Source organism: Methylobacterium aquaticum (genome assembly GCF_016804325.1).
GTDB lineage: Bacteria > Pseudomonadota > Alphaproteobacteria > Rhizobiales > Beijerinckiaceae > Methylobacterium > Methylobacterium aquaticum_C.
Genome location: NZ_CP043627.1, coordinates 1,223,881 through 1,240,828 on the forward strand (window position 1 = coordinate 1,223,881; position 16,948 = coordinate 1,240,828).

Consider the following 16,948-nt stretch of genomic DNA (forward strand, 5'->3'; position numbering starts at 1 on the left):
TCGGGGCCTGGCTTGCGGATAACCCGCGTGCCGGGGCCGTGATGGCGGGCACGGGCGGAGCCCGCAAGGTCCGGTTCGCCGGGAAGAGCAAAGGAAAGCGCGGCGGCTATCGCACGATCCACTATTACGGCGGCGACGATGTTCCCCTGTTCCTCCTGGCCCTCATCGACAAAGGTGATCGCGAGAACCTGAGCAAGGCGGAGCGGAACGCCCTTGCAGCTGAGCTTTCGTGCTTAGCGGACGACTACCGCGCGGGCGTGGCGGCGAGGCTGGCGACGTTGAAACGGAGGATCTGATGACGAAGCTCGGCGAACGTCTCCTCAAGAGCGCCCAGGAAGCGAGAGCGATCACCCGCGGCGAGATGGAGCCGGTCCGGATTTTCACGCCTCCGTCCGTCGACGTGGCGGGTATCCGCAAGAAGACAGGCCTTTCGCAAGAGAGGTTCGCGCAGCGCTTCGGCTTCTCGCCGGCCGCCATTCGCGACTGGGAGCAACAGCGCCGCAATCCGGACGCTGCGGCTCGCACGCTCCTGATCGTCATCGACAAGGAGCCTGCCGCCGTCGAGCGGGCCCTGTCGAGCGTCGCCACGTAAGCGGCCCGTGGCGATGGACGCGCGGAGCATCGGAGCGGGTATTCGCGGCCGGTCTTGAACCGATCCGAGTCGTGTGAAAAGTTCAGAACAACGATCCCTGCGCCTCGCTCCTCCGCTCCGGCGGCTTCGGCGTCACCGGCCCATCCTCGTCCGGCCGCAGCAGCCCCGCCTCGTCGTTGCGCACGTCGTTCACCCGCCGGCTCGCGGGCGCCAGATCCAGCCACTCCTCCGGCGCCGGGCGGCACAGGGCGGCCGCCCGCCCGGCATCGACGTCGCGCATGTCGAGCCAGGCATCGACCCCCTCCGGCGACAGGATCGCCGGCATGCGCTCGTGGATGCCGGCCAAGAGCCCGTTGGCGCCGCAGGTGACGATCGCCGCGGTGTCGATCTCCGAGCCGTCGCGGCTGCTCCAGGTCTCCCACAGGCCGGCCAGCGCCATCGGCCGGCCGTCGGCGCGGCGGATCGCGTAGGGCGCCTGCCCCCGGGGGCCGCCGCGGCGCCACTCGTAGAAGCCGTCCGCCAGGAAGATGCAGCGCCGGTAGCGCAGGGCGTTGCGAAAGCTCGGCTTCTCGGACGCGGTCTCGATCCGGGCGTTGATGACGAGGGGGAAATCGTCCGGGTCCTTGACCCAGGCCGGCAGGAACCCCCAGCGCATCAGCACGAAGCGCCGCCGCCCGTGCTCGGAGGTCGCCACCGCCACCGGCTGTGTCGGCGCCACGTTGTGGCGAGCCGGGAAGTTCGGCTGCTCGGCGTAACCATAGGCCTCGCGGAACGTCTCGGGCGAGGAGGTGACGAAGAAGCGGCCGCACATGCCCCTGCCCCCCTACAGCCAGCGCTTCCAGCGGAAGAAGGCGTAGGGCAGGATCGCCGCCACCACCATCATCACCACCGCCATCGGGTAGCCGAAGCCCCAGTCGAGCTCCGGCATCACCTTGAAGTTCATGCCGTACATCGAGGCGATCAGGGTCGGCGGCATGAACACCACCGCCATGACCGAGAACAGCTTGATGATGTTGTTCTGCTCGAGGTTGACGAGGCCGAGTGTGGCATCGAGCAGGAACTGGATCTTGCCCGACAGGAAGCTCGCATGCTCCTCGAGCGACTGAAGGTCGCGCAGGGTCGAGCGGACTTCCTCGCGGACCTCGCGCGGGGCCTTGCTGGCCCGGTAGCTCGCCGAGAGCGAGAGCAGGATGCGCTCGACCGAGACCAGGCTCTCGCGCTGCTGCGACAGCAGCTCGTTGTGGCGCCCGAGCGCCCGCAGGGTGTCCTGCAGCTCCGCGTTGCGGGCGCTCGGATCGGAATGCTCGGCAAAGATGCGGCGCGAGAGCCGGTCGATGCGCTCGCCCTGGAGCTGGAGCACGTCGGCGGCGCGGTCGATGATGGTCTCGATCAGGCCGGCCAGGATCGCCTCGCCGGCCAGCATCACCCCGGCCGGCCGCGCCGCCCGGTGGACGAACATCCGGAATGCCTGCGGATCGTCGTAGCGCACCGTGGCGAGCTTGTTGTCGCGCAGGATGAAGGTGACGCCGGTGAGCATGGCGTCGTCGGTATCGACCCGGCACAGCAGCCGCCCGGTCATGTAGCGGGCGCCGTTCTCGACGTAGAGGAGTTCCGAGGGCTCGATATCCTGCATCTCCTCCCGGGTCGGGATCGAGATGCCGAGGAACGCCTCGACCTTGTTGTCTTCCTGGCGGGTCGGCTCGATCAGGTCGATCCAGAGCGCGTCGGGCGGGATCGGCTCGGACATTTCGAGCAGGCGCCGCTCGAGGAGCGGCTGACCGGTGCTGGCGCAGGCATTCGGCTGATGGACGAAGATCAAGGGACGGTCTCTGGCGAGGGCGGGAAAGGCCTTCTGGCCCGTCCGCTTGAAGGCTCCGTGACAGCTAGGTCATGGGCGCCCCGCTTGTCGATGACGCCCGGTCCACAGCCGTCCGGTGTTTCGCGTGGCGTCAGGGCGCGGCGGCTGGCGCGGCCTCGGTCTCGCCGGCCGGCGGCTGGCAGACGTCGATCCATTCGGCCCCGGTCAGCGCCGCCATCCGCTCGGGGCTCACCCGCACGGCGCTGTTGGGGGAGCCGGCGGCCGGCACCACCTCGTCGAAGGCCTTCAGGCTGACGTCGCAATAGACCGGCAGCGGCGTGGCGAGGCCGAACGGGCAGACGCCGCCGACGGGATGGCCGGTGATCGCCTCGACCTCGTCGGGCCCGAGCATCCGGGGCTTGACCCCGAAGGCGGCCTTGGCCTTGCGGTTGTCGAGGCGGGCATCGCCGCGCGCCACCAGCAGGACCACGCTCTCGCCGAGGCGCAACGACAGGGTCTTGGCGATGCGGGCCGGCTCGACGCCGTGGGCCGCCGCCGCAAGCGCCACGGTGGCAGAACTGGCCTCGGTCTCCAGCACGGCGAGGTCGGGCGCGCGGGCGGCGAGATCCGCCTTGACGGACGCGAGGCTCATCGGCGGGCGGTCCCGCTCAGACGGACGGAAGCGGTCACGGACAGGGCCTCTGGGTTGGCGACGGAAGTCGATCCGCCTCCCCTCGCCCGTCGGGGCAGCGGGCGCAAGCCCCTTGCGGGAACCCGCGCCTGCGAAAGGCACGAAGCGCGTGCCGCTCCCCCGGACGGGAGAGCGGCACGCGCCGCACGGTCGGGCGACGCCGACGGTCAGTAGCGCGGGCCGCCCGTGGTGTTGCCGAGCTGCTGCTGGTAGCCCGGACGCGACGGGTTGCGGGCATTCGGATTGCCGGCGCGCATATGGTGACGGCGCATGTGGCGACGCATGTGGCGGTCGTGCCGCTTCATGCGGTGATAGTGGTGGTGGCGGCGCATGGCGACGTGCTCGACCGTCGACTCGGCGCCGGCGACGGCCGGGGCCGGGGCAGTGACGGCAGCCGAGGCCGGTGTCATGGCGAGACCGCCCAGCAGAACGCTCGCCGCCAGCGCCAGGGTCAGAGACTTCATCGCGGTATTCTCCAGCCGGTGGCCCTCGCGGCCAACCCGTGCGTCAATCGTCCGGCGTGCAACCGGTTCCCCAGCGGTACCGGAAATGACCGGGAAAACTTCCGCGTCGTCCCGTCCGGGCGGAATGGGTGGCCCGACCGGGGTCCCGCGGCCGGCCCATGCGGGGCTTGCGCGGTCCGGTCCGCTCCGCCATCCCGGCGCCCATGCGCTCCGTCCCCTCCCTGCCGATCGATGCCGTCCTCGGCGACCTCGCGGCCGCCCTCGCGGCCCCAGCCGGCCGGCCCAACGCGGTGCTGGTGGCCCCACCCGGCGCCGGCAAGACCACCCGGGTGCCGCTCGCCCTGCTGGAGGCGCCCTGGCGCGGCGACCGCCGCATCATCCTGCTGGAGCCGCGCCGCCTCGCCGCCCGGGCGGCGGCCGAGCGCATGGCCGCGACCCTGGGCGAGGCTTTGGGCGAAACGGTGGGCCTGCGGGTCCGCCTCGGCTCCAAGGTCTCGGCCCGCACCCGGATCGAGGTCGTGACCGAGGGCGTGTTCGCCCGGATGATCCTGGACGACCCCGAGCTCGACGGCATCGCCGCGGTTCTGTTCGACGAGTTCCACGAACGCTCGCTCGATGCCGATCTCGGCCTGGCCTTGGCGCTCGACGCGCAAGGGGCCCTGCGGGAGGACCTGCGGCTCCTGGCGATGTCGGCGACGATCGACGGCGCCCGGGTCGCGGCGCTCATGGGCGACGCCCCGGTGATCCTGTCCGAGGGCCGGGCCTTCCCGGTCGAGACCCGCCATCTCGATCGCGACCCGCGGGAGCGCATCGAGGATGCGGTGACCGACGCGGTGATGCGGGCGCTGCGGGCCGAGCCGGGCTCGGTCCTGGCCTTCCTGCCGGGACAGGCCGAAATCCGCCGCACCGAGGAGCGCCTGCGCGAGCGCCTGACCGATTTCCCCGAGATCGACCTCGCCCCGCTCTACGGCGCCCTCGACCGGGCCGAGCAGGACCGGGCGGTGCGGCCGAGCCCGGCGGGGCGGCGCAAGGTCGTGCTCGCCACCGCGATCGCCGAGACCTCGCTCACCATCGAGGGGGTGCGGGTGGTGGTCGATTCCGGCCTCGCCCGGGTGCCGGTCTACGAGCCGGATCTCGGGCTCACCCGCCTCGTCACCCAGCGCGCCTCCCGCGCTTCCGTCGATCAGCGCAGGGGCCGCGCCGGCCGCACGCAGGCGGGCATCTGCTACCGGCTGTGGCCGGAGGCGGCCACCGGCGCCCTCGACCCCTTCACCCGGCCCGAGATCCTGGCCGCCGACCTCGCGGGGCTGGTCCTCGATTGCGCCGCCTGGGGCGTCGCCGACCCGACCACCCTGCCCTTCCTCGATCCGCCCCCGGCCCCGGCGCTTGCGGAAGCCCGCGCGCTGCTCGCCGGCCTCGACGCCCTCGACGGCGACGGCCGCCTGACCGCGTCGGGCCGGGCCTTGCGCGCCCTTCCGCTGCCGCCGCGCCTCGCCCGGATGGTGGTGAGCGCGGCGGAGCGCGGGCGGGACGCGGCCCGCGCCGCCGCCGACCTGGCGGCGGTGCTGGTGGAACGCGGCCTCGGCGGCGACGCGGTCGACCTCACCGACCGGGTCGAGCGCTACCGCCGCGACCGCTCGGCCCGGGCCGAGGACATGCGCCGCCTCGCCGCCGGCTGGGCCAGAATTGCCACCGGCATGGTCGCCCCGGCGGGGCCGGCCGATACTCCGGACACCGGCACGCTGCTGGCCTTGGCCTATCCGGACCGGATCGCCCGGGCTCGCGGCAAGCCGGGCGACTACGTGCTGGCCAACGGCCGCGGCGGCGCCCTCGATCCGGCCGCCGCGCTCGCCCGCGAGCCGTTCCTGGCGGTGGCCGAGATCGTCGGCAAGGCCTCGTCGGCGCGCATCCTGGCCGCCGCGCCGATCGCGCTGTCGGCCATCGAGGCGCTGTTTTCCGACCGGATCGAGGCCCGCACCCGGGTCGAGTTCGATTCCGAGGCCCGCGCCCTGCGCGCCCGCGCCCAGCGCCGCCTCGGCGCCGTCTCGCTCGCCGAGCGGATCCTGCCGGTCCCGACCGATGCCGACAGCGCCGCGATCCTCGCCCGCGGGCTTGCCGGCCTCGGGGTCGGCGCCCTGCCCTGGTCGAAGGCGGCACAGCAATGGCGCGAGCGGGTGATGTTCCTGCGCGGCGCCGAGGGGGAGCCCTGGCCCGACCTCTCGGATGCCTCCCTCGCCGAGACCCTGCCCGACTGGCTCGGGCCGCATCTGACCGGCCTCACCCGCCTCGACGAGATCGGCGCCGACCGGCTCTCGGAGGCCCTGCACGACCTCGTGCCCTGGAACCTTCGCGCCCGCCTCGACGCCGAGGCGCCGACCCATCTCGAGGTGCCGACCGGCTCGCGCATCCCGGTCGATTACGCCGCCGAGGGCGGTCCGGCGGTCGCCGTGCGGGTGCAGGAACTGTTCGGTCTCACCCGCCACCCGACCATCGGCGGCGGCCGCGTGCCGCTCGTGCTGCACCTGCTCTCCCCGGCCCAGCGCCCGATCCAGATCACCCGCGACCTGCCGGGCTTCTGGCGCGGCTCCTGGGGCGCGGTGCGCGCCGACATGCGCGGGCAGTATCCCCGCCACCCCTGGCCCGAGGATCCGACCACCGCCCCGCCGACCCGGCGGGCGAAGCCGAGGGGGACGTGAAGCGGAATCCGACCCGGCAGGGAAGCCGAACCAACTTATACCAACGGCCGGTGAGTGTGACTCGGCGTGTTGCTCCGCGGCTTGGCTTCTGATTCGGTTGCCGGATCAGGAGAGATCGCCATGGCCGGGATCGCTATCACCCGCACGGATTTGACCGCCGAGGAGTTGCGCGCGGCCTCCTCCAAGGCACCGAGCATTCCGGCGGCCCGTCGGATGCTGGCGCTCGCTCTGGTGCTGGAGGGCGCCGACCGCACCAGAGCGGCCCGCTCCTGTGGGATGGACCGCCAGACCCTGCGCGACTGGGTGCATCGCTACAACGCCGAGGGTCTGGCGGGTCTGCGCGACCGTAAGGCGCCGGGCCGCGCCGCCAAGCTGACGCCCGAGCAGATGCAGCAACTCGCCGCCCTGGTCGAGGCGGGGCCGGACGTGGACACGGATGGCGTGGTGCGCTGGCGCCGGGTCGACCTGCAGGCGCGCATCAGGGAGCTGTTCGGGGTCGAGATGCACGAGCGTACGGTCGGCAAGCACTTGGCCAAGCTCGGCTTCGTGCGGCTCTCGGTGCGCCCGCAGCATCCCAAGGCCGACGAGGCGGCACAGAAGGCTTTTAAAAAACCTTCGCCTCGCGGGTGACGGAACTCCTCCCCGAGACCGCCCACGGCAAGCCGCTCGAGATCTGGTTCCAGGACGAGGCCCGCGTCGGCCAGCAGGGCACGCTGACGCGGGTCTGGGCGCGCAAGGGGACACGCCCGCGAGCGCCGCGCGACCAGCGCTACAAGTGGACATACCTGTTCGGAGCGGCCTGCCCGGCGCGGGGCACCAGCGCGGCTCTGGTGCTGCCGACGGTCAACACCGCGATGATGTCGCTGCATCTGGCCGAGATCAGCCGGCAGGTGGCGCCTGGCGCGCACGCGATCCTGGTGCTGGACGGGGCTGGCTATCACGGCACCGCCAAGAAGCCTCGCCCGCGCGGCCTGGTGGTGCCGGACAACATCACGTTGCTACACTTGCCGGCCTCGTCTCCAGAGCTGAACCCGATCGAGTTGGTCTGGCAGTACCTGCGCCAGAACAAGCTCGCCCACCGGGTCTACCGCACCTACCAGCAGATCGTCGACGCCTGCTGCGACGCCTGGAACTTCTTCGCCAACGACCCAGACCTCGTCACCTCCATCACCGCGCGGGACTGGGCACAGGTCAAACTTTAGGGCCGTTGGTATCAGTCGATCGCAGATCGACTGACCTCGAAGGAGGGCTCCAGAAGTCTCGGCGACCCCTGGAGCCCTCCTTCGAGGCTCACTTCGTTCGCACCTCAGGATGAGGTCGCGGATGGTGAAGCTGGAGCAGCAGACGAGCGGTCCTATCGTGAATTGCAGCGTTGAGCTCAGACGCCGCTCGGCACCTGTTCTTGAGCCGCATGGCTTGCGACGAACCATTATTGCTTCGTCGCAAGACGATCTAAGCTGCCAACGCCGCATCCACCTCCCGTCCGCGCCCCAAGCCCCGCATCAGCTCGACGAGATGCGGGCGCACCCGCAGCTGCTCGGCGTGGAGCCGCCGCACGGCTTCCGTGAGGCTGCCGTCATAGCCCAAAGCCTCGTCCGCGAAGGCGATCATCCGGGCATTGGGCCAGGCCTTTTCGCGCAGATCATGAACCTTGGCGACGACCGCCTCCGCGTCGAGGTTGGGATGGGACTGGCCGAGCAGCATCGTCATCGCAGCGGTGGAGCGGGAGATGCCGGCATGGCAGTGGATCAGGAGATGCGTCTTGCGCGCCGCCCGCTCGGCCGCCAGGTCCTCGCCGAAGCGCAGGATCGCCTCGACGTCCCGGCGCTCGGGCAGGATCTGGCCGTCGGTCGGCTCGATGATGTCGTGGAAGCGTAAGGTGGTGCGGTGATGCGCGTCGTAGGCGCCGAAGGCCTCGGGCTCGGGCCAGGCCGGATCGAGGATCGACAGCACGTGGGTGACGCCGCGGGTCGAGTGGTGGCCCAGTTCCTCGAGGCCGCAGACCGTGTGCAGGGAGATCGGTTCGGGCTTCACGGCGGGTCGCGCTCCGGCGAGGGGTGGCGCGCGAGGGCGCCGCGGGATCGGCCGGGCTTACCATGGGGCTGGCTCCGGCACGAGAGACTTGCCCACCCGCGTCTTGCCCACCCAAGCGTCTTGCCCGCACGAACGCCTTGCACCGCGGCACGACGCGCGGGCCTGAGGTGCGCTTTCATCGGAAGCGCGCTACCTGTGGGCAGGTCGAGGGCATCGGTGCCGATCGAGGAGAGCATGAAGCGTCGCGACATCCTGACGGCCGGCATCGGCCTCGCCGGAAGCGCCGCCATCGCGGCCCCGGCCGTGGCGCAGGGCGCGCCCGAGCTGCGCTGGCGGCTGCAATCGGCGTTCCCGCGCAATCTCGACGCGCTCTACGGCGCCGCCGAGCTGTTCTCCCGCCTCGTCGCCGAGGCGACGGACAACCGCTTCCAGATCGAGGTCGCCGCGGCACCGGCGGGCGAATCCGGCGCCCTGCTCGATTCGGTCGGGGCTGGAACCCTGGAGATGGCCTATTCGGCGGCCTATTACGAGGTCGGCCGCGATCCGACCTACGCGCTCGCCACCGCGATCCCCTTCGGCCTCAATGCCCGCCAGCAGAATGCCTGGATGATCCAGGGCGGGGCGCTCGACCTGTTCAACGAAATTTTTTCCAAGAACAAGCTCTACGCGCTCCCCGGCGGCAATACCGGCACCCAGATGGGCGGCTGGTTCCGGCGCGAGGTGAAGTCGGTCGCCGATCTCCAGGGCCTGCGCTTCCGCATCGCCGGCCTCGGCGCGCAGGTTATGGCCAAGCTCGGCGTCGCGACCCAGACCCTGCCGGGCGCCGACATCTACCCCGCCCTCGAAGGCAAGACCCTCGACGCCGCCGAGTGGATCGGCCCCTACGACGACGAGAAGCTCGGCCTCAACAAGGTGGCGCCGTTCTACTACTATCCGGGCTTCTGGGAGGGCGGCACGATGCTGCACTTCTGGTTCAACGCCCAGAAATGGGCCGAATTGCCCAAGGCCTACCGGGCGATCGTGCAGGCCGTGGCGGCGACCGTCAACGTCGACCTCCAGGCCAAGTACGACGCGCGCAACCCGGCGGCCCTGCGGCGCCTCGTCGGCGGCGGCGCGCAGCTGCGCCCGTTCCCCCAGGAGGTGATGGAGGCCGCCCTCAAGGCCGCGAACGAGATCTACGCCGATCTCGGCGCCAGGAACCCGGACTTCAAGCGCCTCTACGACGCACTGAAGACCTTTCGCAACGAGGAATACCTCTGGTTCCAGGTTGCCGAGTACACCTACGACAACTTCATGATCCGGGCCAGGGCCCGGGGCTGATCGACGATCCGCCGGAAGACGACTTGCAAGAGGACGACTTGCCAGAAGACGGCCTGCCCGGGCCGGGGCCGCCTATTCGGCGGCCTCCTCGCCCGGCAGGGTGCCGCGGCCTTCTTCCCGCATCAGCGCCCGCACGACGCTCGGCACCGCCTCCAGGGCTCCGGCCAGGGTCTCGTCGGCCACGAACAGGCTCTTGATCTCCGGGCTGGTGATGCAGACGAGGCCTTCCCCGCTCTCCTCGACCCGCAAAGTGAATTGCCGCATCGCTCGACCGCTCCCTTACGCCCGGCTCCGATCGCCCCGCGATGCACGAGGCGGGCCAGCGCAGGGGAACAACGCGGAGCGCGGCCATAAGCTCCGCCGGCCGAAGAGGAAGCCGGCCGGAATCCCGTCACCGAAGCATCGGGCCAAGAAAAAAGGCCGCCCTTGCGAGCGGCCCGAAGTCTAGGGAGGAAACGCCCAAGAAGGGCAGCGGTATCGCGACGTCATCGCGATACCGCACCGCAACACCATAAATCCGCGCCGCCGGATGGCAAGGCGCGATTGTCGGCAGCGTTGCCACTTTCGCGGGCAGCGGCGGCGCGCCGCGCTGGATCGGGCCCCGCCACGGCCTAGTTTGCGCCGGGTGGACGGGGGCGTGGGAATGGCGATTCAGGCAGGGCGGATCAAGGTTCTGAAGGACGTGGCGCCGCGGGAGGGCGCCTACGTGCTCTACCTGATGCAGCAGGGCATGCGCAGCCGCGACAACCCGGCCCTGGAATTCGCCGTCGAGGAGGCCAACCGCCTCGGGCTGCCGGTGGTGGCCGGGTTCGGGCTCCTCGACGGCGGCGCCCATTTCCCCGAGGCCAACGCCCGGCACTACGCCTTCCTGCTCCAGGGCCTCGCCGACGCCAAGGCCGGGCTGGAACGCCGCGGCATCGCCTTCGTCCTGCGCCGCGCCACCCCGGCGAAAGCGGCCCTCGCCCTCGGCAAGAACGCCGCGATGCTGGTGCTGGATCGCGGCTACCTGACGATCCAGAAGAGTTGGTACGCCGAGATCGAGAAGCGGTTCGACGGCCGGCTGGTCCAGGTCGAGGGCGACGTGGTGGTGCCGGTCGAGGTCGCGTCGCAAAAGCACGAATTCGCCGCCCGGACCCTGCGGCCCAAGCTCCACAAGACCTGGGAGCCCTATCTGGCGCCGTTGCGGGCACGAAAGGTCAAGCATCCGGCCGACGACCTCGATCTGGCGAGCGACATCGACGTCTCGGATCCCGAGGCGGCGCTCGCCGCGATGACGCTCGACCGTTCCGTGCCGCCGGTGCGCCGCTTCCGCGGCGGCGAGACGGAAGCCTATCGCCGGCTGGAGGCCTATCTCGCCGGGCCCTTCGCCGATTACGGCACGGTGCGCAACCGGCCCGAGGCGGGGGCGGCCTCGCACCTGAGCCCCTACCTGCATTTCGGCCAGATCTCGCCGGTGGCCGCCGCCCTCAAGGTGCAGGCGGCCAAGACCGGCGGACCGGAGGACCGGGCGGCGTTCCTGGAGGAGCTGATCGTCCGGCGCGAACTGGCGATGAACCACGTCCACACCAATCCCGGCTACGACCGCTACGAGACGGCGTTGCCGGACTGGTCCCGCAAGGCTCTGGCGGAACACGCCGACGATCCGCGCCCGCACCTCTACGACGAGGAGACGCTGGCCGAAGGCCGCACCCACGACGAGTACTGGAACGCCGCGATGCGCGAGATGCGCGTCACCGGCTACATGCACAACCATCTGCGCATGTACTGGGGCAAGAAGATCCTCGAATGGTCGCCCTCGCCGGAAGAGGCGTTCTCGGTGAGCTTGCGGCTCAACAACCGCTACTTCCTCGACGGGCGCGACGCGAACTCCTTCACCAATATCGGCTGGCTGTTCGGCCTGCACGACCGGCCGTGGGGCCGGCGCAAGATGTTCGGCACCGTGCGCTATCTCGGGCCGAACACGCTGAAGAAATTCGACGCCAAGGCCTATCTGAAGGCGGTCGACGAATTGTGCGAGGCGGAGGAGTGATACGACATCCGGACGATCACTTTCGGATCTCGTATCACCAGCCCGCACGGTGAAGCCGTAGGCTTCCCACGCTCGAGCGAAGCCGCGTTCCGCATCGCGACGCGATCGCTCGGAAAGCGTCCGAGACCCCGCACGGTTGACCGCCCTACGCGCCGGCGCCATCAACCCGCATGACCTCCCCCACCCCCCTCGCGCCCTGGCGCACCACGATCCTGACCCTCTATCCCGAGATGTTCCCCGGCCATCTCGGGCTGTCGCTTGCCGGCGACGCCCTCGCCCGCGGGGCGTGGACCCTGGAGGCGCGCAACATCCGCGACCACGGAATCGGCCGGCACCGGGCGGTGGACGACACGCCGGCCGGCGGCGGAGCCGGGATGGTGTTGCGCTGCGACGTGCTCGCCGCGGCGATCGACGCGGCTTGCCCCCCCGACGACCCGCGCCCGCGCCTGCTGATGAGCCCGCGCGGCCGGCCGCTGAACCAGGGACGCGTCCGGGCGCTCAGCGAGGGGCCGGGCGTCGTCGTGGTCTGCGGCCGGTTCGAGGGCGTCGACGAGCGGGTGATCGCGGGACGCGCCCTCGAGGAGGTCTCGATCGGCGATTACGTCCTGTCGGGCGGCGAGCCCGCGGCCCTGGTGCTGCTCGATGCCTGCGTGCGGCTCCTGCCGGGGACGATGGGCAAGCACGCCTCCGGCGTCGAGGAGAGCTTCGAGAGCGGCGGCCTCGAATACCCGCACTACACGAGGCCGCGGGACTGGGAGGGACGGGAGATCCCCGAGGTGCTGACCGGCGGCAACCACGCGGCGATCGCCCGCTGGCGGGCGGCGGAATCGGCCCGTATCACCCGGGAGCGGCGCCCGGACCTCGTCCCGGACCTCGGGGCGCGGGACCGCAGCCGGAAATAAACCCCAGTGGAGTATAAGGGAAAAACAACCCAGGTAAATGTCCGCGCGGCCGGTCCTTCCTAGAGCCGGTCCGTCGCCTGGTCGCGTCGTCCCGGCGACGCCTGCCTCGCCCCCCGCCCGGACCGCCACGTCGCCATGCCCGATTCCGCCCGTTACCTGCTGCACCGGCCCGAGATCCTGGAGCCCCTGCGCCGGGGCGAGGCGGCCCTCGACCGGGTGATGGAGGGGACCGGCCGCCTCTACCCGGCCGGACGGCTGCTGGTGGAGGCCGACAGCGCCAACACCACGATCTTCCGCCTGCGCAAGGGCTGGGTCGGCCGCCTGCGTACCCTGGAGGACGGGCGCAGCCAGTTCATCCTGATCTTCCTGCCCGGCGACCTGTTCGCGGTAAAGAGCCTGTTCGTCACCCACAGTCCGGATGCGATCCAGGCCCTGTCCGAGGTCCTGGTCGAGCAGGTCGACCACCGCACCCTGCGCGAGGCCTACGAGCGCGACCCCGATCTCGCGACCCGCTGCATGTGGCAGGTGATCGAGGAGGAGCGCCGGCTGCACAACTGGGTCGTCGGTCTCGGCCGCGGCAGCGCCGACGAGCGCCTGGCGATGCTGCTGATCGACCTCCGCGGCCGCCTGATCCGCTCGGGGGGCCTGCCGGCGGGGGCGACGGCCTACGACCTGCCGATGACGCAGGAGCAGATCGGCGACCATCTCGGCATCTCGAACGTGCACGTCAACCGGGTGCTGCGGGCCCTGCGGGAGGACGGCGTGGTCGCCATGCGGGGGCGGCGGGTGACGATCGGCGACCTCGACGCCCTGGTGCGGATCGCCGGGCCGCTCCTCGACATCTCCGAGCGCGGCGCCCCGGACTTCGTCGGGCAGCGGGAGGCGGAAGCCGGCCAGGCGGGACGGGACGGCGACGATGCCGGCCGGTGAGGACGGGATGGACCGGTCCCACGCCGCCGCGGGTCAGGCCGCCCTGATGCTGGTCGAGAGCCTGATGCTCGCCCTCGTCGAGCGCGGGGTGATGCCGGCGGCCGAGCTGGTCGAGGCGGTGGAGACCGTGATCGAGACCAAGCGCCGTCTGGCCGAGGATGGGCACGAGCCGGAGATCGCGGCCCGCGCCGCCGCGATGCTGGCCGGCATCGCCAACAGCCTCGCGGCGTCGGGGCCGGCGACGAAGGGTTGATGCCGGGGGGCCGATACACCCTGGCGCCGCACCGGTGCCGCGGGGTATCGCTCGCCCGGCATCCACCGGAGCCAAGTCCGTGAGCCGCCCGATCCCGCGCCGCCTCGCCCTTCTCGCCCTTCTGGCCGCCCCCCTCGCCCTGGCGCCCGCCCTCCGGCAGCCCGCCGCCGCCCAGGAGCGGGCGATCACGCTGGCCTCGACGACCTCCACCGAGCAATCGGGCCTGTTCGGCCACCTGCTGCCGATCTTCCAGCGCGAGACCGGCATCGCGGTGCGCGTCGTCGCGGTCGGCACCGGCCAGGCGCTGGCCATCGGCGCCAAGGGCGATGCGGATGCCCTCCTCGTCCACGACCGGGCCGGCGAGGACAAGTTCGTCGCGGAAGGCCACGGCCTCGACCGCCGCGACGTGATGGCGAACGACTTCGTGATCGTTGGGCCTGCCGCCGACCCGGCCGGCATCAAGGGCGGGCGCGACGCCACGGAGGCGCTCGCCCGCATCGCCAAGGCCAAGGCGCCGTTTGCCAGCCGCGGCGACGACAGCGGCACCAACCGCACCGAGCTGCGGCTGTGGAAGAAGGCCGGGATCGAGGCCCGGAGCCTAGGCAGCGGCTACCGCGAGCTCGGCCAGGGCATGGGCCCGACGCTCAACGCGGCCGCCGCGATGGACGCCTACACCCTCACCGACCGGGCGACCTGGGCGAACTTCAAGAACCGCCAGAACCTGGTGATCCTGGTGCAGGGCGACCAAGCCCTGTTCAACCCCTACGGCTCGATCCTGGTGAACCCGTCGAAGAACCCGCAGATCCACGCGGCGGATGCGAAGATCTGGCACGAATGGCTGACCTCGGAGCGCGGCCGGGCGGCCATCGCCTCGTTCAAGATCAACGGCGAGCAGCTGTTCTTCCCGACCGGGACGATGCCGAGCCAATAGCTCATCCCCGCGGCGACGCCGCCATCCGGTTGATCCCGAAGGCGGCGGCGCTCACCACCAGCGTCAGGGTGACGAGGACGAGCCCGAGGCCGAGCGCCAGCGCCAGGTCGCCCCGGCTCGTCTCGAGCGCGATGCTGGTCGTCATGGTGCGGGTGTAGCCGCGGATGTTGCCGCCCACCATCAGGATGGCGCCGACCTCGGCGATGGCCCGCCCGAACGCCGCCAGGAAGGCGGTGACGAGGGGGGCCGGCGCCATGGCGAGCAGGATCAGGGCCGCGTGGCTCGTGCCCACCCCGTCGACCCTCAAGGCATCGCCGTACTCGGCCCACAGGGCCTCGCAGGTGCGGTGCGAGAGCGCCGCCACGATCGGCAGGGCGAGCGCCCCTTGCGCGATCACCATCGCGCCGGGGGTGAACAGCAGGCCGAGGCTCCCAAGCGGCCCCGCGCGCGAGACCAGCAGGTAGAGCACCAGCCCGACCACCACCGGCGGCAGGCCGAGCAGCGCGTTGACGAGGACGAGGACCGCCCCGCGGCCGGGAAACCGGGTCGCGGCGAGCAGCGCCCCGAGCGGTGCGCCGAGGACGAAGCCGAGGCCGGCCGCCGTGAGGCTGACGCGCAGCGACAGGCCGACGATGGCGACGAGATCGGGATCCGCCCGCAGGATCATCGCGACCGCCAGCCCCAGGGCGCGCCCGAACTCGTCCATGTCACCCCCGTCTCACCCGGGCTCCTCGTATCCGGGGTGCGGGCGCCAGACCAGGGCTGACCGGGCCTCGCCGTCGCGCCGGGCTTGACGCCGGGGCCGGCGCGGCGCATCCCCGTCGGCGGGACACCTCCCCCACCGGGAGGCGCCCATCTGGAAGGATGGACACAGCATGACGACGACCCGCCCCGCGGCCCGCCCGCGCGCGCCCTTCTTCTCGTCCGGACCCTGCGCCAAGCGCCCCGGCTGGACGCCCGAGGCCCTCTCCGATGCGGCGCTCGGCCGCTCGCATCGGGCGAAGCTCGGCAAGGCCAAGCTCAAGCAGGCCATCGACCTCACCCGCACGGTGCTGCAGGTGCCGGCCGACTATCGCATCGGCATCGTGCCGGCCTCCGACACCGGCGCCGTCGAGATGGCGATGTGGTCGCTGCTCGGCGCCCGCCCGGTCGACATGCTGGCCTGGGAATCCTTCGGCGAGACCTGGGTCACCGACGCGATCAAGCAGCTCAAGCTCGACGCCCGCGTCGTCAAGGCGCCCTATGGCCGCCTGCCCGACCTCTCGACCGTCGATACCCGCACCCGCGACGTGGTCTTCACCTGGAACGGCACCACCTCGGGCGTGCGCGTGCCGGATGCCGACTGGATCGCCGCCGACCGCGAGGGGCTGACGATCTGCGACGCTACCTCGGCGGCCTTCGCGCAGGACCTCGACTGGGCCAAGCTCGATGTCGTCACCTTCTCCTGGCAGAAGGTGCTCGGCGGCGAGGCGGCGCACGGCATGCTGATCCTCTCGCCCCGCGCCGTCGCGCGGCTGGAGAGCCACGTCCCGGCCTGGCCGATGCCGAAGATCTTCCGCATGACCAAGGGCGGAAAATTGATCGAGGGCATCTTCCAGGGCGAGACCATCAACACGCCCTCGATGCTGGCGGTCGAGGACTACATCGACGCGCTGCTCTGGGCCGACAAGCTCGGCGGGCTGCCGGCCCTGCGCGCGCGCGCCGACCGCAATGCCGGCGTCATCGCCGACTGGGTCGCCCGCACCCCCTGGATCGCCAGCCTCGCCGAGGACGCCGCGACCGCGTCCAACACCAGCGTCTGCCTGGTGGTGAGCGATCCCGACGTGGTCGGGCGCGGCCCCGAGGCCGTGGCCGCCGTGGCCAAGGGCATCACGACCGCTCTGGAGCGCGAGGGCGTCGCCCTCGATATCGGCTCGTACCGCGACGCGCCTCCCGGCCTGCGGATCTGGTGCGGCGCGACCGTCGAGGCCTCCGACCTCGAGGCCCTGACGCCGTGGCTCGACTGGGCCTTCGCCCAGGAGAAGGCCCGCCTGACGAAGGCGGCCTGACGCCTAAGCCCATCATCGCCGTATCTTGGCGCCGGACCCCCGCATGAGCAGGAGCCGGCGTCGGCCGTATTCTTCCTCGCGGGACAACGACTATCAACTATCTCCGCCCGCGCAGCCTTTCGTGAGTTAGGCGCGGGATCCCCTCTCCCGTGTGGGAGAGGGGTAGGGGTGAGGGTGACACGCTTCAGTGTGAATCGCTGAGCGTGGTGCTGGCAGCTGGACGGTTCCATATTCTGCGGAACCGCAGCACCCTCACCCCT

The 16,948-nt window shown here is 71.4% G+C and carries 18 protein-coding genes; 11 read left to right on the plus strand and 7 right to left on the minus strand.

Annotated elements, in window-relative coordinates; genetic code table 11:
* Positions 1-41 precede the first annotated feature (41 nt).
* Complete coding sequence (locus F1D61_RS05360) at positions 42-296, plus strand: type II toxin-antitoxin system RelE/ParE family toxin (RefSeq protein ID WP_246775723.1); 255 nt, start codon at positions 42-44, stop codon at positions 294-296.
* Positions 296-592: a helix-turn-helix domain-containing protein gene (locus F1D61_RS05365; RefSeq protein WP_203156813.1), complete on the plus strand. Its 297-nt coding sequence runs from the start codon at positions 296-298 to the stop codon at positions 590-592. Before F1D61_RS05360 ends, F1D61_RS05365 begins: the two co-directional genes overlap by 1 nt.
* A gap of 82 nt (positions 593-674) precedes the next feature.
* Here F1D61_RS05365 and F1D61_RS05370 read toward each other — a convergent pair whose 3' ends face one another.
* The 4 genes from F1D61_RS05370 to F1D61_RS05385 form a co-directional block, all read right to left on the minus strand.
* Complete coding sequence (locus F1D61_RS05370) at positions 675-1,403, minus strand: SOS response-associated peptidase (protein ID WP_203156814.1); 729 nt, start codon at positions 1,401-1,403, stop codon at positions 675-677.
* Between the two features lie 12 nt (positions 1,404-1,415).
* Complete coding sequence (corA, locus tag F1D61_RS05375) at positions 1,416-2,411, minus strand: magnesium/cobalt transporter CorA (RefSeq protein ID WP_203156815.1); 996 nt, start codon at positions 2,409-2,411, stop codon at positions 1,416-1,418.
* A 130-nt stretch (positions 2,412-2,541) separates the two neighbouring features.
* Positions 2,542-3,042, minus strand: a complete 501-nt coding sequence (locus tag F1D61_RS05380; RefSeq protein WP_203156816.1) for a YbaK/EbsC family protein — start codon at positions 3,040-3,042, stop codon at positions 2,542-2,544.
* 206 nt (positions 3,043-3,248) lie between these two features.
* Positions 3,249-3,545 carry a hypothetical protein gene (locus F1D61_RS05385; protein ID WP_203156817.1) on the minus strand — a complete coding sequence of 99 codons (297 nt, stop codon included), beginning with the start codon at positions 3,543-3,545 and terminating at the stop codon, positions 3,249-3,251.
* Between the two features lie 203 nt (positions 3,546-3,748).
* Here F1D61_RS05385 and hrpB point away from each other — a divergent pair, with 203 nt between their 5' ends.
* A complete protein-coding gene (gene hrpB / locus F1D61_RS05390) occupies positions 3,749-6,241 on the plus strand; it encodes an ATP-dependent helicase HrpB (RefSeq protein WP_203156818.1) in 2,493 nt (830 codons plus the stop codon).
* Between the two features lie 120 nt (positions 6,242-6,361).
* Positions 6,362-7,443, plus strand: a protein-coding gene (locus F1D61_RS05395; RefSeq protein WP_203152705.1) for an IS630 family transposase whose coding sequence is annotated in 2 segments (ribosomal slippage) — positions 6,362-6,854 and positions 6,854-7,443 — 1,083 coding nt in all. Because the reading frame shifts where the segments join, the coding sequence is not laid out codon by codon here.
* A 250-nt stretch (positions 7,444-7,693) separates the two neighbouring features.
* Here the strand turns inward: F1D61_RS05395 and F1D61_RS05400 are convergent.
* Entirely contained in the window at positions 7,694-8,275 is a 582-nt protein-coding gene (locus F1D61_RS05400; RefSeq protein WP_203156819.1) for a tyrosine phosphatase family protein, read from the minus strand.
* Between the two features lie 234 nt (positions 8,276-8,509).
* Between F1D61_RS05400 and F1D61_RS05405 the strand changes: the two genes are divergently transcribed.
* Complete coding sequence (locus F1D61_RS05405) at positions 8,510-9,595, plus strand: TRAP transporter substrate-binding protein (protein WP_203156820.1); 1,086 nt, start codon at positions 8,510-8,512, stop codon at positions 9,593-9,595.
* Between the two features lie 72 nt (positions 9,596-9,667).
* Here F1D61_RS05405 and F1D61_RS05410 read toward each other — a convergent pair whose 3' ends face one another.
* On the minus strand, positions 9,668-9,859 hold the full coding sequence (locus F1D61_RS05410) for a hypothetical protein (RefSeq protein WP_048429329.1): 192 nt from the start codon (positions 9,857-9,859) through the stop codon (positions 9,668-9,670).
* Between the two features lie 379 nt (positions 9,860-10,238).
* On the opposite strand from F1D61_RS05410, the gene F1D61_RS05415 reads away from it, so the two are divergent.
* The 5 genes from F1D61_RS05415 to F1D61_RS05435 all read left to right on the plus strand — a co-directional run bounded on the left by F1D61_RS05415 (position 10,239) and on the right by F1D61_RS05435 (position 14,640).
* Positions 10,239-11,624 (plus strand): deoxyribodipyrimidine photo-lyase, encoded by a 1,386-nt coding sequence (locus F1D61_RS05415; protein ID WP_203156821.1) that lies wholly within the window; start codon positions 10,239-10,241, stop codon positions 11,622-11,624.
* A 170-nt stretch (positions 11,625-11,794) separates the two neighbouring features.
* A complete protein-coding gene (trmD, locus tag F1D61_RS05420) occupies positions 11,795-12,526 on the plus strand; it encodes a tRNA (guanosine(37)-N1)-methyltransferase TrmD (protein WP_203156822.1) in 732 nt (243 codons plus the stop codon).
* 135 nt (positions 12,527-12,661) lie between these two features.
* Positions 12,662-13,456: a Crp/Fnr family transcriptional regulator gene (locus F1D61_RS05425; RefSeq protein ID WP_203156823.1), complete on the plus strand. Its 795-nt coding sequence runs from the start codon at positions 12,662-12,664 to the stop codon at positions 13,454-13,456.
* Positions 13,443-13,709 carry a hypothetical protein gene (locus tag F1D61_RS05430; protein ID WP_203156824.1) on the plus strand — a complete coding sequence of 89 codons (267 nt, stop codon included), beginning with the start codon at positions 13,443-13,445 and terminating at the stop codon, positions 13,707-13,709. Before F1D61_RS05425 ends, F1D61_RS05430 begins: the two co-directional genes overlap by 14 nt.
* 79 nt (positions 13,710-13,788) lie before the next feature.
* Complete coding sequence (locus tag F1D61_RS05435; protein ID WP_432443210.1) at positions 13,789-14,640, plus strand: substrate-binding domain-containing protein; 852 nt, start codon at positions 13,789-13,791, stop codon at positions 14,638-14,640.
* Between the two features lies 1 nt (position 14,641).
* Here the strand turns inward: F1D61_RS05435 and F1D61_RS05440 are convergent, their stop codons facing one another.
* Positions 14,642-15,346, minus strand: coding sequence for an ABC transporter permease (locus tag F1D61_RS05440; protein WP_203156826.1), 705 nt, complete (start codon positions 15,344-15,346; stop codon positions 14,642-14,644).
* A gap of 169 nt (positions 15,347-15,515) precedes the next feature.
* Between F1D61_RS05440 and F1D61_RS05445 the strand changes: the two genes are divergently transcribed.
* Positions 15,516-16,688 (plus strand): phosphoserine transaminase, encoded by a 1,173-nt coding sequence (locus F1D61_RS05445; RefSeq protein ID WP_203156827.1) that lies wholly within the window; start codon positions 15,516-15,518, stop codon positions 16,686-16,688.
* Positions 16,689-16,948: the final 260 nt, after the last annotated feature.

Excerpts from the sequence above, each read along its gene's own strand:
- F1D61_RS05360 (WP_246775723.1), top strand. The coding sequence starts at position 42 with ATGGCGGGCACGGGCGGAGCCCGCAAGGTCCGGTTCGCCGGGAAGAGC.
- trmD (WP_203156822.1), top strand. The coding sequence starts at position 11,795 with ATGACCTCCCCCACCCCCCTCGCGCCCTGGCGCACCACGATCCTGACC.
- F1D61_RS05440 (WP_203156826.1), bottom strand. The coding sequence starts at position 15,346 with ATGGACGAGTTCGGGCGCGCCCTGGGGCTGGCGGTCGCGATGATCCTG.
- F1D61_RS05445 (WP_203156827.1), top strand. The coding sequence starts at position 15,516 with ATGACGACGACCCGCCCCGCGGCCCGCCCGCGCGCGCCCTTCTTCTCG.
- F1D61_RS05415 (WP_203156821.1), top strand. The coding sequence starts at position 10,239 with ATGGCGATTCAGGCAGGGCGGATCAAGGTTCTGAAGGACGTGGCGCCG.
- F1D61_RS05405 (WP_203156820.1), top strand. The coding sequence starts at position 8,510 with ATGAAGCGTCGCGACATCCTGACGGCCGGCATCGGCCTCGCCGGAAGC.
- hrpB (WP_203156818.1), top strand. The coding sequence starts at position 3,749 with ATGCGCTCCGTCCCCTCCCTGCCGATCGATGCCGTCCTCGGCGACCTC.
- F1D61_RS05425 (WP_203156823.1), top strand. The coding sequence starts at position 12,662 with ATGCCCGATTCCGCCCGTTACCTGCTGCACCGGCCCGAGATCCTGGAG.
- F1D61_RS05430 (WP_203156824.1), top strand. The coding sequence starts at position 13,443 with ATGCCGGCCGGTGAGGACGGGATGGACCGGTCCCACGCCGCCGCGGGT.
- F1D61_RS05410 (WP_048429329.1), bottom strand. The coding sequence starts at position 9,859 with ATGCGGCAATTCACTTTGCGGGTCGAGGAGAGCGGGGAAGGCCTCGTC.
- F1D61_RS05385 (WP_203156817.1), bottom strand. The coding sequence starts at position 3,545 with ATGAAGTCTCTGACCCTGGCGCTGGCGGCGAGCGTTCTGCTGGGCGGT.
- F1D61_RS05380 (WP_203156816.1), bottom strand. The coding sequence starts at position 3,042 with ATGAGCCTCGCGTCCGTCAAGGCGGATCTCGCCGCCCGCGCGCCCGAC.
- F1D61_RS05365 (WP_203156813.1), top strand. The coding sequence starts at position 296 with ATGACGAAGCTCGGCGAACGTCTCCTCAAGAGCGCCCAGGAAGCGAGA.
- F1D61_RS05370 (WP_203156814.1), bottom strand. The coding sequence starts at position 1,403 with ATGTGCGGCCGCTTCTTCGTCACCTCCTCGCCCGAGACGTTCCGCGAG.